General features: G+C 65.4%; 15 protein-coding genes. 10 read left to right on the forward strand and 5 right to left on the reverse strand.

Annotation, left to right across the window (positions count from 1 at the left end; translation table 11 throughout):
- The first annotated feature begins 49 nt into the window (after positions 1-49).
- Genes ACVW1C_RS08100 through soxA form a run of 7 tightly spaced genes read left to right on the forward strand, consistent with a single transcriptional unit; the run spans position 50 to position 6,038 of the window.
- A complete protein-coding gene (locus tag ACVW1C_RS08100) occupies positions 50-499 on the forward strand; it encodes a (2Fe-2S)-binding protein (RefSeq protein ID WP_456757964.1) in 450 nt (149 codons plus the stop codon).
- Positions 500-509: 10 nt separating this feature from the next.
- The gene (locus ACVW1C_RS08105) at positions 510-2,708 is read left to right on the forward strand and encodes a molybdopterin cofactor-binding domain-containing protein (protein ID WP_456757965.1); all 2,199 of its coding nucleotides are present in this window, start codon (positions 510-512) and stop codon (positions 2,706-2,708) included.
- A gap of 53 nt (positions 2,709-2,761) precedes the next feature.
- A complete protein-coding gene (locus ACVW1C_RS08110) occupies positions 2,762-4,033 on the forward strand; it encodes an FCSD flavin-binding domain-containing protein (RefSeq protein ID WP_456757966.1) in 1,272 nt (423 codons plus the stop codon).
- 13 nt (positions 4,034-4,046) lie between these two features.
- Positions 4,047-4,475, forward strand: a complete 429-nt coding sequence (soxX, locus tag ACVW1C_RS08115; RefSeq protein ID WP_456763019.1) for a sulfur oxidation c-type cytochrome SoxX — start codon at positions 4,047-4,049, stop codon at positions 4,473-4,475.
- An 8-nt stretch (positions 4,476-4,483) separates the two neighbouring features.
- A complete protein-coding gene (locus ACVW1C_RS08120) occupies positions 4,484-4,948 on the forward strand; it encodes a SoxY-related AACIE arm protein (RefSeq protein WP_456757967.1) in 465 nt (154 codons plus the stop codon).
- Positions 4,948-5,268 carry a thiosulfate oxidation carrier complex protein SoxZ gene (soxZ, locus tag ACVW1C_RS08125; RefSeq protein WP_456757968.1) on the forward strand — a complete coding sequence of 107 codons (321 nt, stop codon included), beginning with the start codon at positions 4,948-4,950 and terminating at the stop codon, positions 5,266-5,268. Before ACVW1C_RS08120 ends, soxZ begins: the two co-directional genes overlap by 1 nt.
- Positions 5,265-6,038 (forward strand): sulfur oxidation c-type cytochrome SoxA, encoded by a 774-nt coding sequence (gene soxA, locus ACVW1C_RS08130; RefSeq protein ID WP_456757969.1) that lies wholly within the window; start codon positions 5,265-5,267, stop codon positions 6,036-6,038. The genes soxZ and soxA overlap by 4 nt, the downstream gene beginning before the upstream one ends.
- A 155-nt stretch (positions 6,039-6,193) precedes the next feature.
- On the opposite strand, the gene ACVW1C_RS08135 is transcribed toward soxA, so the two are convergent.
- On the reverse strand, positions 6,194-6,967 hold the full coding sequence (locus tag ACVW1C_RS08135) for a ferredoxin--NADP reductase (RefSeq protein WP_456757970.1): 774 nt from the start codon (positions 6,965-6,967) through the stop codon (positions 6,194-6,196).
- 172 nt (positions 6,968-7,139) lie between these two features.
- On the opposite strand from ACVW1C_RS08135, the gene ACVW1C_RS08140 reads away from it, so the two are divergent.
- The 3 genes from ACVW1C_RS08140 to ACVW1C_RS08150 all read left to right on the forward strand — a co-directional run bounded on the left by ACVW1C_RS08140 (position 7,140) and on the right by ACVW1C_RS08150 (position 10,652).
- On the forward strand, positions 7,140-8,336 hold the full coding sequence (locus ACVW1C_RS08140; RefSeq protein WP_456757971.1) for an amidohydrolase family protein: 1,197 nt from the start codon (positions 7,140-7,142) through the stop codon (positions 8,334-8,336).
- Positions 8,337-8,580: 244 nt separating this feature from the next.
- Positions 8,581-9,981, forward strand: a complete 1,401-nt coding sequence (locus ACVW1C_RS08145; RefSeq protein ID WP_456757972.1) for a selenium-binding protein SBP56-related protein — start codon at positions 8,581-8,583, stop codon at positions 9,979-9,981.
- Between the two features lie 2 nt (positions 9,982-9,983).
- Positions 9,984-10,652: a hypothetical protein gene (locus ACVW1C_RS08150; protein WP_456757973.1), complete on the forward strand. Its 669-nt coding sequence runs from the start codon at positions 9,984-9,986 to the stop codon at positions 10,650-10,652.
- Positions 10,653-10,841: 189 nt separating this feature from the next.
- Here ACVW1C_RS08150 and ACVW1C_RS08155 read toward each other — a convergent pair whose 3' ends face one another.
- The 4 genes from ACVW1C_RS08155 to ACVW1C_RS08170 are packed head-to-tail and all read right to left on the reverse strand — an operon-like array spanning position 10,842 to position 14,692.
- Positions 10,842-11,297 carry a MarR family winged helix-turn-helix transcriptional regulator gene (locus ACVW1C_RS08155; protein WP_092124899.1) on the reverse strand — a complete coding sequence of 152 codons (456 nt, stop codon included), beginning with the start codon at positions 11,295-11,297 and terminating at the stop codon, positions 10,842-10,844.
- A gap of 16 nt (positions 11,298-11,313) precedes the next feature.
- Positions 11,314-12,018 (reverse strand): ABC transporter ATP-binding protein, encoded by a 705-nt coding sequence (locus tag ACVW1C_RS08160; RefSeq protein ID WP_456757974.1) that lies wholly within the window; start codon positions 12,016-12,018, stop codon positions 11,314-11,316.
- A complete protein-coding gene (locus tag ACVW1C_RS08165; RefSeq protein ID WP_092124897.1) occupies positions 12,015-12,806 on the reverse strand; it encodes an ABC transporter ATP-binding protein in 792 nt (263 codons plus the stop codon). The genes ACVW1C_RS08160 and ACVW1C_RS08165 overlap by 4 nt, the downstream gene beginning before the upstream one ends.
- The gene (locus tag ACVW1C_RS08170) at positions 12,803-14,692 is read right to left on the reverse strand and encodes an ABC transporter permease (RefSeq protein WP_456757975.1); all 1,890 of its coding nucleotides are present in this window, start codon (positions 14,690-14,692) and stop codon (positions 12,803-12,805) included. The genes ACVW1C_RS08165 and ACVW1C_RS08170 overlap by 4 nt, the downstream gene beginning before the upstream one ends.
- Positions 14,693-14,829: the final 137 nt, after the last annotated feature.

Raw genomic sequence — 14,829 nt, forward strand, 5'->3', positions numbered from 1 at the left:
ACATCGCGCTGAAGTCCGATCGGAGGATTGGACCATTCAGGGGAAAGCGATGGCAAACCTCAAAATCAACGGCAAGACAATCAATGTAGACGTCGAAGACGACACGCCACTGCTGTGGGCTATCAGAGAGAATGTCGGACTGACGGGGACCAAATACGGCTGCGGCATTGCACGATGCGGCGCCTGCACCGTGCATGTCGACGGCGTCGCAATGCGCTCCTGCGGCGTGACGGTGAGCGAAGTGGCGGGCAAGGACATCACCACCATCGAGGGCCTCGCGGCGGGTGGCGTGATGCACAAGGTGCAGCTCGCCTGGATCGCCAACGACGTGCCGCAATGCGGCTATTGCCAGAGCGGTATGATCATGGCCGTCGCGGCGCTGTTGAAAGAAAACCCGAAGCCGACCGACGACGACATCAACGACGCCATCACCAATATCTGCCGCTGCGGCACTTTCCAGCAGGTGCGCGAGGCGATCCATGCTGCCGCGAACGCATGAGGAGGCAGCCATGAATCTGCAATTCAACCAGCACGTCATGCCAAAACTTAATCGCCGCGCCTTCGTGATCGGCACGGCAACCGCCGGCGCCGGTCTTGCGCTCGGCCTCGATCTTCCGTTCGGCGGCCCCTCCGTGGTGCGGGCCGCGGACGGTGCCCCTGAAGTCAACGCCTGGGTCGTGATCCGGCCCGACGACACCGTGGTGATCCGCATTGCGCGCTCCGAGATGGGCCAGGGCACGCTCACCGGCCTCGCCCAACTCGTCGCCGAGGAGCTGGAATGCGACTGGTCGAAGGTCACCACCGAATATCCGACGCCCGGCCAGAGCGTCGCCCGCAAGCGCGCCTGGGGCGATTTCTCCACCGGCGGCAGCCGCGGCATCCGCAGTTCGCAGGACTATGTCCGCAAGGGCGGCGCCACCGCGCGCGTGATGCTGATCCAGGCCGCGGCCAATGAGTGGAAGGTGCCGGCCTCGGAGTGCAAGGCCGCGAACAGCGTCATCACCCACACGCCGTCGGGCAAGACGACGACCTACGGCAAGGTGGCGGAAGCCGCCGCCAAGCTCGAGCCGCCGGCCGACGTCAAGTTGAAGGACCCGAAGGACTGGACCATCGCCGGCAAGGGCCTGAAGCGGCTCGACACCGTCGACAAGACCACCGGCAAGACGACCTACGGCATCGACGTCAAGCTGCCTGGCATGCTGAACGCCGCGATCAAGGACTGCCCGGTGTTCGGCGGCAAGGTGAAGAGCTTCGACGAAGCCAAGATCGCCGGCATGAAGGGCGTCAAGAAGGTGGTGCCGGTCGGCGACAGCGCCGTTGCCGTCGTCGCCGACACCTGGTGGCACGCCAAGACCGCGCTGGATGCACTGCCGATCGTCTGGGATGAAGGCGACAATGCAAAGATCTCCAGCGAGACGATAGCGAAGTGGCTCGCCGAAGGCCTCGACAATGCGCAGCCGGCCTACATCGGCAACCAGAACGGTGATGCAAAGGCGGCCATCGCCAGCGCGGCCAAGAAGGTGGAGGCGGTCTACAGCTATCCCTACCAGAACCACGCCACGATGGAGCCGATGAACGCCACCGTGCTCTACACGCCTGACAAATGCGAGGTGTGGTGCGGCACGCAGAATGGCGAGGCGGCATTCGCGGCGGCGCTTGAGGCCTCCGGCCTGCCCGCCGAGAAAGTCGACGTGCACAAGCTGATGCTCGGCGGCGGCTTCGGCCGGCGCGGCATGACCGACTATGTCCGGCAGGCGGTGGCGATCGCCAAGCAGATGCCGGGCACGCCGATCAAGCTGTTGTGGTCGCGCGAAGAGGACATGCAGCACGGCAAGTATCACCCGATCACGCAGTGCAAGTTGACCGGCGCGTTCGATGCCGACAACAATCTGGTCGCGCTGCACTACCGGCTGTCGGGTCAGTCGATCCTGTTCTCGGTGCGCCCGGAAGCACTGCAGAACGGCATGGACCCCGCCGCGTTCCAGGGCGTCGCGCAATCCGGCGAGGCCGCGATCGGCTACTCGGTGCCGAACCTGCTGGTCGAGCATGCGATGCGCAACCCGCACGTCCCGCCGGGCTTCTGGCGCGGCGTCAACGTCAATCACAACGCGATCTACCTGGAATGCTTCATGGACGAGCTGGCCCAGGCTGTCGGCCAGGACCCGCTCGAATTCCGCCGCAAGCTGATGGGCAAGCACCCCAAGCATCTCGCCGTGCTCAACGCCGTGGCCGAGAAGATCGGCTGGGGCACGCCGGCGCCGCAGGGCGTCTATCGCGGCATCGCGCAGGTGATGGGCTATGGCAGCTACGTTGCCGGCGCCGCCGAGATCTCGGTGACCGACGGCAGCAAGATCAAGGTGCATCGCATCGTCGCCTCCACCGACCCCGGCTATGTCGTCAATCCGGCGCAGGTGGAGCGGCAGATCGCGGGCTCCTTCGTCTACGGCCTGAGCGCACTATTCTACGGCGGCTGTACCGTGAAGGACGGCCGCATCGAGCAGACCAATTTCGACACCTACAACTCGATGCGCATCAACGAAATGCCGAAGGTGGAGTCGGTGATGGTGCCGAGCGGCGGGTTCTGGGGCGGCGTCGGCGAGCCGACCATCGGCGTTGCGGCGCCGGCGGTGCTCAACGCCTATTTCGCCGCGACGGGAAAGCGCATCCGCAGCTTCCCGCTGCGCAACCAGAACATCTCCTTCGCCTGATCAAACCAGAAGCGGCGGCCCCACCCGCCGCTTCCTTTTCCGGGTTCTCGTGCATGGCCGTCACGCGTCGTCCGACGCGCAGGGATGTGGTCCGTGGCGCTGCTGTCGTCGCAGCGGCGGCATTGGCGCGTCCGGCACTGGCACAGGGCACGCCGCGCATCGCGGTGATCGGCGGCGGCTTCGGCGGCGCCGCCTGCGCGCGGGCGCTACGGCGGCTCGATGCCAAGCTTCAGGTTACGCTGATCGAGCCGAACAAGACCTTTACGGCCTGTCCGTTCAGCAACGAGGTGATCGCAGGCCTGCGTGAACTCTCCGCGCAGCAGTTTACCTACGACAAGGTGGCCGCCGACGGCATCACGGTCGCCGCACAGGCGGCCGCGAAGGTCGATGCGCAGGCGCGCAGCATCACGCTCTCCGATGGCACAGCGCTCCCCTATGACCGGCTCGTGCTGGCCCCCGGCATCGACATGCGCTTTGACGCCCTTTCCGGCTATGACGAGGTGGCCGCCGAGAAGATGCCGCATGCCTGGAAGGCCGGCGCGCAGACCCTGCTGCTGCGCAAGCAGCTTGAAGCCATGGACGATGGCGGCCTGGTCGTGATCGCGGTGCCGGCCGCGCCGTTGCGCTGCCCGCCCGCGCCTTGCGAGCGCGCCAGCCTGATCGCGCATTACCTGAAGGCGAAGAAGCCGAAGTCGAAGATCCTCGTGCTCGACGCCAAGGACAATTACTCGCAACAGAAGCTGTTCGAGAAAGCCTGGGCGGAACTCTATCCCGGCATGATCGAGCGGATCGCACTGTCGCAAGGCGGACGGGTGACGTCGGTCGATCCGGCGACCAACGAGATCGTCACCGACTTCGGCAACTACACCGCCGCGGTCGCCAATGTGATCCCGCCGCAGCGAGCCGGCCGGATCGCTGAGATCGCGGGCGCCGCCGACCACACCGGCTGGTGCCCGATCGATCCGGTCAGCTTTGCCTCGAAGCTTGTGCCCAATATCCACGTCATCGGTGATGCCGCGATCGCCGGCGGCATTCCGAAATCGGCCTCCGCCGCGGCGGCGCAAGGCCGGGCCTGCGCGGCCGCGATCGTGAGCTCACTTGCAGGCAAGGCGCCGCAGACGCCGCGGCTCGACGGCGCCTGCTACAACACGGTCGCGCCCGGCTACGCTTTCTCGCTGAAGGGCATCTATCAGCCCAAGGAAGATCAATACGCCGAAGCGGAGGTGGCCACGAGCCCGGTCGACGCGCCGAGCGAGGTGCGTCAGCGCGAGGCCGACCAGGCGATCGACTGGTTCAGGACGATTACGGGAGACGCCTTTGGCTAGGCTCGCTCTCACAGTGCTTCTCGCTGCGGGGCTGCTCGCAGTCTGCGCGGCCGCCGGCGCCGAGGAACTGCTGCCCTACACCGTGGTCGGCGATGCAATTCCAGCCTCGCTGACCGGAACCAAGGGTGACGCAACGCGCGGCCGCGCGCTGATCGTCGAGCGTTCCTCCACTTGCATCCTCTGCCACAGCGGCCCATTTCCCGAGCAGGCGTTCCAGGGCGACCTCGCGCCGAACCTCACTGGCAGCGGCAGCCGCTGGTCGGAAGGACAGTTGCGGCTCCGGCTTGTCGATGCATCGCATCTCAATGCGGCGACGATCATGCCGTCCTACTATCGCGTCGACGGGCTCACGCGTGTCGGCGCCTCGTGGCGCGGCAAGCCGATCCTGTCGGCGGAACAGATCGAGGATATCGTGGCGTATCTTGTGACATTGCGGAACTAGGACAAACGATGGCGGATTGCGACCAAACCTCTCGCCGGACATTCCTGAGCCTCACTGGAGGCGCCGCGGCGCTGGCGATCGTGCGCCCTGCCGACGCCACGCCGGCGATGCTGCAGGCCGCGATCCGCAATGTCGTCGGCGAGGCCAATGTGCGGACCGGCAAAGTCAGGCTCGACATCCCGCCGCTGGTCGAGAACGGCAACACGGTGCCGATGACGGTCAGCGTCACCAGCCCGATGACGGCGGACGCGTATGTGAAGAGCATCCACGTTTTCAACGAGAAGAATCCGCAGCCGAACATCGGCAACTTCTATCTCGGGCCGCGCGCCGGACGCGCCCAAATATCGACCCGCATCCGCCTCGCCGACAGCCAGAAGGTCACGGCCATCGCACGGCTGTCCGACGACACGTTCTGGTCGACGACCGCTGATGTCGTGGTGACGCTCGCCGCCTGCACCGAGGAAGCGATCTGATGCCGTCGGCCCTGATCAACGTGCCGGCCAAGGCCAAGCGCGGCAGCGTCATCGAGATCAAGACGCTGATGTCGCACATCATGGAGACCGGCTATCGCCACACCGCCTCGGGTGACGTGGTGCCGCGCGACATCATCACGAGTTTCATTTGCCGCTTCAACGGCACCGAAGTGTTCCGCGCCGATCTGTTTCCTGCGATCGCGGCCAATCCCTTCATCACCTTCTTCATCACGGTGACCGAGAGCGGCAAGTTCGAGTTCGAGTGGATCGGCGACAAGGGGTTTTCGGAGACCGCGCAGGCTTCGATCACGGTCGAATGAAGATTGCGGTCTGCATCGCGCTGCTGACGGTTATGGCGGGCGCGGCGCTCGCCACCGAGATTCCGCTCGTCCAGCGCCGCTCCGGCTACAGCTTCATGAGCCCGGACACCAAGGCGATGCAGGACGAGGACACCGCCAATCCCGGCATGCTGTTCGTGCTCGACGGCGAGGCCTTGTGGACGCGCAGGGCCGGCAGCGCGGACAAGGCCTGCGCCGACTGCCACAATGATGCGCGCGTCAGCATGAAAGGCGTCGCGGCGCACTACCCTGCCTTCGAGAAGGCGCTGGGAAGACCGGTCGACCTCGAAGCGCGGATCAACCTCTGCCGCACCAACCACCAGCAGGCGACCCCATTCACCTATGAAAGCCGCGAGCTGCTGGCGCTGACCGCCTATGTCGCGCAACAATCGCGCGGCATGCCGATCGCAGCCGGCGACGATCCGGAGCTGGCGCCGTTCGTCGCGAAGGGCCACGCGCTGTTCATGCAGCGGCAGGGCCAGCTCAATCTCGGCTGCACCAACTGCCACGACGAAAATTGGGACAAGAAGCTCGCGGGAAGCGCGATCACGCAGGGACAGCCGACCGGCTATCCGCTGTACCGGCTGGAATGGCAATCGCTCGGATCGTTGCAGCGGCGGCTGCGCGCCTGCATCACGGGCATCCGGGCGCAACCTTATGACTATGGCTCGCCCGAGCTGGTCGAGCTCGAGCTCTATCTGATGTCAAGGGCGCGCGGCATGCCGGTCGAGACGCCGGCGGTCAGGCCCTAGCCTCGGCTCGATCCACGTCATTGCAAGCGACGCGAAGCAATCCATTGCTCCCGGCTGTACCGGAAGATGGATTGCTTCATCGCTTCAGCGCAAAATTGCTTTGCAATCTTGCCCCAAAGTCCTCGCAATGACGGGGCTAGAGATCACTGCGAAGATCAGCGCTCGGCGAACGCCTTCTCCACCACGAACTGGGCGGGCTCACCGTGATTGCCTTCGACGAAGCCGCGGCCGCCCAGCAGCGTGCGGGTGTCGGCGACCAGCGCCGGTGAGCCGCAGATCATGACGCGGTCATGCGCGGCATCGAGCGCCGGCAGGCCGATGTCGGCGAACAGCTTGCCCGAGATGATGAGGTCGGTGATGCGGCCGCGGTTGCGGAACGGATCGCGCGTCACGGTCGGGTAATAGATCAGCTGATCGCGCACCAGATCGCCGATCAGTTCGTCCTGCGGCAGCTTCTCGGTGATCATCTCGCCATAAGCGAGCTCCTTGACGCGGCGGCAGCCGTGCAGCAGCACGACCTTCTCGAAGCGGTCATAGGTCTCGGGATCCTTGATCACGCTGAGGAACGGCGCAAGCCCCGTGCCGGTGCCGATCAGGTAGAGGTTGCGGCCGTCCTCGAGGTTGTCGATGACCAGCGTGCCGGTGGCCTTGCGGCTGACGATGATCTCGTCGCCTTCCTTGAGGTGCTGGAGACGCGAGGTCAGCGGGCCGTCCGGAACCTTGATCGAGAAGAACTCGAGCGTGTCCTCGTAGTTCGCGCTGGCGACGCTGTAGGCCCGCAGCAGCGGCCTCTCGCCGTCCTTGAGCCCGATCATCGTGAACTCGCCGTTGCGGAAGCGGAACGACGGATTGCGCGTGGTTTTGAAGGAGAACAGCGTGTCGGTCCAGTGGTGAACGCTGAGGACGCTTTCCTGGTTGAAATTGCTCATCGCACCAATCCCTGATTTGTGCTGCGGCGGAAAGGGACTTGAACCCCGTTGACCGGCCGGATCGTTTGTATACGATCATTCGTATACAAACGAATAATCCAGCTTGATCCGAAAGTCAAGCCGGGCTCAAATTCCCGGGCAATTTCGGAAAGAAAACAGAAGGAAAACACCCATGGCTCACGACGCGCCCCAGGCCACCGGCCCCAGCAAGCTGGTGATCCGCAATATCGGGCTACTGCTGTCGGGAGCGCTGGAAAGGCCGATCCTGGATGCCGATACCATCATCGCCGAGAACGGCAGGATCACCGCGGTCGGCCGCTTCAAGGACGTCGACACCGAAGGCGCCACCACGATCGTCGATGCCATGGGCACGACGGTCGCGCCCGGCCTGATCGACAGCCATGTCCATCCCGTCGCCGGCGACTGGACGCCGCGGCAGAACCAGACCAACTGGATCGACAGCTATCTGCACGGCGGCGTCACCACCATGATCTCCGCCGGCGAAGTGCATATGCCCGGCCGTCCGCGCGACGTGGTCGGGTTGAAGGCGATGGCGATCTTCGCGCAGCGCGCGTTCTGGACGCTACGGCCGGGCGGCGTGAAGGTGCATGCCGGCGCGCCCGTCATCGAATGCGAGATGGTGGAGGACGATTTCAAGGAAATGGCCGCGGCCGGTGTCAAGCTGCTCGGGGAGGTCGGGCTCGGCGGCGTCAAGGACGGCCCGACCGCGCGCAAGATGGTCGGCTGGGCGCGCAAATACGGCATTCAAAGCACGATCCACACCGGCGGCCCCTCGATCCCCGGCTCCGGCCTGATCGACAAGGACGTGGTGCTGGAAGCCGACACCGACGTGGTCGGCCACATCAATGGCGGCCACACTGCCCTGCCCGACGACCAGATCCGCTGCATCTGCGAGGGCTGCAAGCGCGGGCTCGAGCTGGTGCACAACGGCAATGAGCGTTCGGCGCTATTCACGTTGCGCACCGCGCGCGAGATGGGTGACCTGCACCGCGTCATCCTCGGCACCGACGCGCCGGCCGGCTCCGGCGTGCAGCCGCTCGGCATCCTGCGGATGGTCTCGCTATTGTCCTCGCTCGGCGAGTTGCCGGCCGAGCTGGCGTTCTGCCTTGCGACCGGCAACACCGCGCGGATGCGCGAGCTGGACTGCGGCCTGATCGAGGTCGGCCGTTCCGCCGATTTCGTGCTGATGGACAGGGCGCAGCATTCGCCGGGCAAGAACATCCTGGAGAGCGTTCAGCTCGGCGATCTCCCGGGCATCGGCATGACCATCATCGATGGCATCGTCCGCACCCAGCGCAGCCGCAACACGCCGCCCGCGGGCAAGGTGCCGGAGATCGTGACGAAGTAATCGAGCTCGACATCAGTCATTCCGGGTTCGCGACTAGGTCGCGCCCGGAATGACGCGATCCGTACAAGACGCGCCATCTTACCGCGCCGGAACGTTGCTTTCGTCCGTCATCATTGAGGTGTATCGTGCCGCCACGCGAACCTAGCCGGCGGCGCTCGCAAGTGCCACGCGACGATCCGGAATAGTTCCCGCCGCATGCCGCCGTGCCGTGTTGGTCCACACCAGGCAAACAGGAGGCAGCACGATGACGATGAGGCCAGATCCGACGTTTCACGCCTCGCCGAAGCTTGCGATGGAAGCTCCGGTGGAGAACTTCGCCTACACCGTGCTGCTCAGCCCGGACTTTTCCAAGCCCGACGCGCTCGCCGTGATCGACGTCAAGCCGGGCTCGCCGACCTACAGCAAGATCGTCCACACCGTGACGATGCCCAACAAGGGCGACGAGTTTCACCATTTCGGCTGGAACGCGTGTTCGTCGGCGCTGTCCCCGCTTGCAGGACATGCCTTCATTGAGCGCCGCTATCTCATCGTTCCCGGCATGCGGTCGTCGCGGATCTACATCATCGATACCAAGCCGGATCCGACGCAGGCCAAGATCCATAAGATCATCGAGCCCGAGGAGGTCTTCAGGAAGACCGGCTATTCGCGGCCGCATACCATCCACTGCGGCCCGGACGGCATCTACGTCTCCACGCTCGGCGGCGGCGGCAAGGATGGCACCGATGGACCGCCCGGCGTGTTCATCATGGACTGCGAGACCTTCGAGGTGCTTGGACGCTGGGAGATCGATCGCGGTCCCCAGACCAAGCACTATGACTTCTGGTGGAACCTGCCGCGCGACTACATGGTGAGCAGCGAATGGGCGCTGCCGCCGCAATTCGAGAACGGGATCGTGCCGGAGGACCTGCTCTCGAACAAATACGGCCATCGCATCCACTTCTGGGATCTGCGCGCGCGCCGCAATGTCCAGACCATCGATCTCGGCGCCAACCATCAAATGGCGCTGGAGGTGCGTCCCGCGCACGATCCGGTCCGCGAATACGGCTTCGTCGGCATCGTGGTCGATACCACCAACCTCGAGGGTTCGATCTGGACCTGGTGGCGCGAGGGCGGCACGTTTCACATCGAGAAGACGGCGACGATCCCGCCCGAGCCCGCACCGAAGGAGCAGTTGCCGCCGCTGCTGCAGGGTTTCGGCGCCGTGCCGCCGCTGGTGACCGACATCGACCTGTCGATGGACGACAAATTCCTTTACGTCTCCTGCTGGGCCACCGGCGAGATGCGCCAATACGATGTCAGCGATCCGCGCAAGCCAAAGCTCACCGGGTCGGTGCGCATCGGCGGCATCGTCCGCCGCGCGCCGCATCCCAACGGACAGGCATTTGCCGGCGGTCCGCAGATGGTCGAGATCAGCCGCGACGGCAAGCGGGTCTACTGGACCAATTCGCTGTACTCGACCTGGGACGACCAGTTCTATCCGCAGGGCATTCCCGGCGCCGAGGTGATGGCGAATGCCGGCCCGGGCGGCGGCCTTGAACTGGCAAAGGACTACTGGGTCAACTTCCCCGACGGGTACCGCGCGCACCAGATCCGGCTCGATGGCGGTGACTGCTCGACGGATTCGTTCTGCTATCCATCGGCCTGACTGTGAGTGCAGCCGACTGGACACCGGCCTGGCTGTGGCTGGCGGTGATTGCGAGCGGCCTCTACCACGGGATCAACCCGGGCATGGGCTGGCCACTCGCGGTTTCGGCCGGATTGATGCAAAGGAGTTCACGCGCGCTGCTGGCCGCGCTTGGCCCGCTCGCAATCGGTCACCTGCTGGCGATGCTCGTCGTGATCCTTCCCTTCGCGCTGCTGATCACCCTCGTCGAATGGCAGCGCACGATCCGGATCGGCGCCAGCCTGCTTGTGATCGCCTTCGGCATCTATCGGCTGATCGACCGGCGCCATCCACGGGCCCTGGCGCGGATACCGCCGACGCAACTCGCTTTGTGGTCCTTCGCGGTGGCGATCGCGCACGGCGCGGCGCTGATGCTGGTGCCGATCTATCTCGGACTATGCCGCGAGGCCGAGTCGGACCAAGGCCATGCGGCCGCCAACTCCCTGATCGGCACCAGCCTCACGATGGCCGTGCTGGTCTCCATCGTCCATGCCGGCGCGATGATCGCGGCCGGCGGATTTCTGGCGTGGCTGGTCTACCGCTATCTCGGCCTCAAATTCGTGGCCCGGAGCTGGTTCAATCTGGACACGGTCTGGGCCGTCAGCCTGGTGCTGGTCGGCGCCGTCGCGCTGGCGCTTGGCGTAGCGACATAGTTCGGATGCGACACGGTGGCACTTTTCTTCATCCTCCCCTGGAGGGGGAGGATCGGTTCGCATGAAATGCGAACCGAGGTGGGGTGAACAGTCTCTCCATACAGATTCTGCCCGTGTGGAGAGACCACCCCACTCCGGCTCGCATCTCGCTTCGCTCGCTGCGATCCGACCCTCCCCCTCCAGGGAAGATCACCGCAACCTGCCGAGCAGCGCCATCAGCGTCTCGCGCTCCTTGGCATCGAGCGGCGCCAGCGTCTCCCTGGAGATCACGAGCGCGTTCGGCGCGGCCTTATCGGCCATCTGCTGACCGGCGCGCGTCAGGCTCACCATCAGCCGGCGGCCGTCGTCGGGATCGGGCGAGGTTTCGGTCAGGCCGCGCGCAGTCAGGCGATCGATCACGCCCTTGATGGTCGCAACGTCCATCGAGGTCAGCCGTCCGAGCTGGTTCTGCGAGCACGGACCGACCTCCGACAGCTTCGACAGCGCGGCCCACTGCGTCGGCGTCAGGTTGATGCCAATCTCGCGGGCGAAGATCACCGCGTGGCGCTGCGACACCTGGCGCAGGATGAAGCCGATCTGCTCGTCCAGCACGTAACCGGGCTTGGCGGCCTTGACGCTTCGCTTCTGTGCAGCACTCCTCGCCATCGTTTCACCCCACCCCTTACAGCGACAGATGCGCGTCGCGGACATCCGGACGCGCATCGAGTTCCGCCATGGTGCCGCCAAAACAGATTCGGCCGCGTTCGATGATGTAGGCGCGATCCGAGATCAGCCGGGCGAAATGCAGGTTCTGCTCGGAGACGACGATGCTGACGCCCTCTTTCTTCATCGCCAGGATCGCATCGACCATCTGCTCGACGATCTTGGGCGACAGGCCTTCCGACGGCTCGTCGAGCAGCACGAGCGACGGATTGCCCATCAGTGTGCGCGCGATCGTCAGCATCTGCTGCTCGCCGCCGCTCATGCGCCCGCCGGGCCGGCCGCGCATCTCGCCGAGATTGGGGAACAGCTTGAACAGTTTGTCGCGATCCCATTGCGGCGCGCCCGCCCGCTTCGGCTGGCGGCCGACCTCGAGATTCTCCTCGACCGTCAAATCGGTGAAGATACGCCGTTCCTCGGGCACATAGCCGAGCCCGCCGCGCACGATCGCATGCGTCGGCAGCTCCGAGACGTCCCTGCCCTCGAACATGACGCGGCCGGAGCGGTTCTCGACCAGGCCGACGATGGAGCGGAACGTGGTCGACTTGCCGGCGCCGTTGCGGCCCAGCAGTGCAATCACTTCGCCCTCGCCGACCTCGAGCGCGATGTCGAACAGGATATGCGCCGGACCGTAGAAGCTGTTGAGATCCTTCACCGTGAGCTTCATGCGGATGCTCCCTCTCGGTGCCGGGCGTCATAAAGGAGGCCTTCGCCGAGATAGATCGCCCGCACCTGGGCATTGCCGCGCACTTCCTCGGGCGAGCCTTCGGCGATCAGGCTGCCGCGATTGAGCACCAGGATGCGGTCGGCATGCTCGAACACCACGTCCATGTCGTGCTCGGTGAACAGCACGCCGATCGACTGCTCGCGCGCGATCCGCGCCGTCAGCCGCATCAGCTCGACGCGCTCGCGCGGCGCCATGCCGGCGGTCGGCTCGTCCATCAAAAGCAGCTTTGGCTGGTTGGCGAGCGCGATCGCAAGCTCCAGCCGCTTGACGTCGCCATAGGCGAGCTCGCCGCAGGGCCGCTCCGCATAGGCGCCCATGCCGACGAGGTCGAGCAGCCGCCCGGCCTCGTCACGCGCCTGACGCGCGGTCGAGGCCCACAGGTTGAACAATTGCCCGCCATGCGACACTAGCGCGACCTGCACGTTTTCGCGCACTGTCATGGTCGGGAAGGTCGCCGCGATCTGGAAAGTGCGGCCAACGCCCATGCGCCAGATCACGCGCGGCTTCTTGCCGGTGGTCTCCGCGCCGAGCACGCGGATGCGGCCCGAATCCGGAATGTTCTGGCCGTTGAGCATGTCGAAGCAGGTGCTCTTGCCCGCGCCGTTCGGCCCGATCAGCGCCAGGATCTCGCCGGCGCGCAATTCGAACGAGACGCCGCGCACGGCATGCACGCCGCCATAGGATTTTGTCAGCCCCTCGACCGACAGCAATGTGGGAACCATGCTCATTCGGCAGTCTCGATGCGGGAGGTGAGCAGAGGCGACGCCGTCGACGACGATTTGCGCCGGCGGTGCATGAGGGCTTCCAGCGTGCCGACGATGCCCTTCGGGAACGCGACCACGATCAGCACGACGAAGCCGCCGAGCACGAGCTTGGAGAGATCGGTCTGGCTGACCAGCCAGATGTTGAGCGCCTTATAGACGATGGCTCCCACCACTGCCCCGGACACCGTCTCGACGCCGCCGAGCAGCACCATGACCAGCGCATCGACCGACAGCGAGATGCCCATATTGTCAGGGAAAACGCTGCCCTTGAGGTAGGCGAACAGCGCGCCGGCAAGGCCGGCGACCGTGCCCGCGATCACGAAGGCGGTCCACTGGATGCGCTTGCCGTCGATGCCGACCGCTTCGCTGCGCAGCGGAGAGTCGCGCGTGGCGCGCAGCGCAAAGCCGAACGGCGAGAACACGATGATCCGCAGGATCACGACCGCGAGCGCGGCGATGCCGAGCGACAGCCAGTAGAACTGCGACGGGCTCGCGGCCCAGCTCGAAGGCCAGACGCCGAGAATGCCGTTGTCGCCGCCGGTGACCGACACCCACTGGAACGCGATCGACCAGACGATCTGGGCAAAGGCCAGCGTCAGCATCGCGAAATAAACTCCGGAGAGTTGTACCGCGAAGAAGCCGAACACCGCCGCGCCCATTAGCCCGAGCAGCGGTCCGAGCAGCAGGCAGGCGATCATCGGCAAGCCGGCCATCTTGGCGAGCAGCGCCACGCCATAGGCGCCAAGGCCGAAATAGGCCGCGTGGCCGAACGAGGCGAGCCCGCCGACCGACATCAGGAAATGCAGGCTGACCGCGAAGATCACGAAGATCGCGATCTCCGAGCCGACGGTGAGCACGTAATTGCCGGCGACGAACGGCAGCGCCGCGGCGACCACGAGCACCGCGATCGCCGCAAGCCGCTCGTTCATCGTCAGCGGCCGCCACGGATTGACGGTGAGGCCCGGCGTGCGCCGCGCCGGCGCTTCCGGCTTGCCGAACAGCCCCCACGGACGGACGATCAGCACCACCGCCATCACCAGGAACACCAGGATGATGGAGATCTTCGGGAAGATCAGGATGCCGAAGGCGTTGAGCTCCGACACCAGCACCGCCGCGACGAAGGCGCCGATGATGCTGCCCAGCCCGCCGATCACGACCACGACGAAGACCTCGACGATGACGCGCAGATCCATCGCATGATTGACCGCGTCGCGCGGGATCTGCAGCGCGCCGCCGAGCGCGGCGAGGAAGACGCCGAGCGCGAACACGCTGGTGAACAGCCATTTCTGATTGACGCCGAGCGCTGCGACCATGTCGCGGTCCTGCGTCGCCGCGCGCACCAGGACGCCCCAGCGGGTGCGCTGGAACAAGAGCCAGAGGACACCGAGCACGACCGGTCCGAGCACGATCAGGAACAGATCGTAACTCGGAATATTCTGGCCGAAGAAATCGATCGCGCCCTTGAAGCCCGGTGCGCGGCGGCCGACCAGATCGTCCGGCCCCCAGATCAGCACCACGAGATCCTCGACCATCAGCGTGAGGCCGAAGGTGGCGAGCAACTGGAACAGCTCGGGCGAATGGTAGATCCGGCGCAGCAACACCATCTCGACCAGCACGCCGATCACAGCAACCGCCAGCGCGGCAACGACGATGCCGCCCCAGAAGCCGAACGCGCCCGAGAAGCGCTCGGTCAGCGTGAAGGCGGCATAGGCGCCGAGCATGTAGAACGCGCCATGCGCGAAATTCACGATCCGCGTCACGCCGAAGATGATCGACAGGCCCGAAGCGACCAGGAACAGCGATGCCGCGCTGGCAAGACCGGTTAGGAACTGGGCGACATAGAAGGCCATGGGCGGTCCGCGTTGGAGATCACAAGCGTCACTTTCCTTCACCTCGCCCCGCTTGCGGGGAGAGGTCGAAATTCAACCGCAGCTTGAATTTCGGGTGAGGCGGACTCTCCGCGAGCCCAACTCGTGGAGAAGGCCCC

It is taken from the genome of Bradyrhizobium sp. USDA 4011 (assembly GCF_054063415.1).

Coding starts and splice junctions, on each gene's coding strand:
- soxA (WP_456757969.1), top strand. CDS start 5,265: ATGAAGATTGCGGTCTGCATCGCGCTGCTGACGGTTATGGCGGGCGCG.
- ACVW1C_RS08145 (WP_456757972.1), top strand. CDS start 8,581: ATGACGATGAGGCCAGATCCGACGTTTCACGCCTCGCCGAAGCTTGCG.
- ACVW1C_RS08160 (WP_456757974.1), bottom strand. CDS start 12,018: ATGAAGCTCACGGTGAAGGATCTCAACAGCTTCTACGGTCCGGCGCAT.
- ACVW1C_RS08165 (WP_092124897.1), bottom strand. CDS start 12,806: ATGAGCATGGTTCCCACATTGCTGTCGGTCGAGGGGCTGACAAAATCC.
- ACVW1C_RS08105 (WP_456757965.1), top strand. CDS start 510: ATGAATCTGCAATTCAACCAGCACGTCATGCCAAAACTTAATCGCCGC.
- ACVW1C_RS08140 (WP_456757971.1), top strand. CDS start 7,140: ATGGCTCACGACGCGCCCCAGGCCACCGGCCCCAGCAAGCTGGTGATC.
- ACVW1C_RS08100 (WP_456757964.1), top strand. CDS start 50: ATGGCAAACCTCAAAATCAACGGCAAGACAATCAATGTAGACGTCGAA.
- ACVW1C_RS08155 (WP_092124899.1), bottom strand. CDS start 11,297: ATGGCGAGGAGTGCTGCACAGAAGCGAAGCGTCAAGGCCGCCAAGCCC.
- ACVW1C_RS08170 (WP_456757975.1), bottom strand. CDS start 14,692: ATGGCCTTCTATGTCGCCCAGTTCCTAACCGGTCTTGCCAGCGCGGCA.
- ACVW1C_RS08120 (WP_456757967.1), top strand. CDS start 4,484: ATGGCGGATTGCGACCAAACCTCTCGCCGGACATTCCTGAGCCTCACT.
- ACVW1C_RS08110 (WP_456757966.1), top strand. CDS start 2,762: ATGGCCGTCACGCGTCGTCCGACGCGCAGGGATGTGGTCCGTGGCGCT.
- soxZ (WP_456757968.1), top strand. CDS start 4,948: ATGCCGTCGGCCCTGATCAACGTGCCGGCCAAGGCCAAGCGCGGCAGC.
- ACVW1C_RS08135 (WP_456757970.1), bottom strand. CDS start 6,967: ATGAGCAATTTCAACCAGGAAAGCGTCCTCAGCGTTCACCACTGGACC.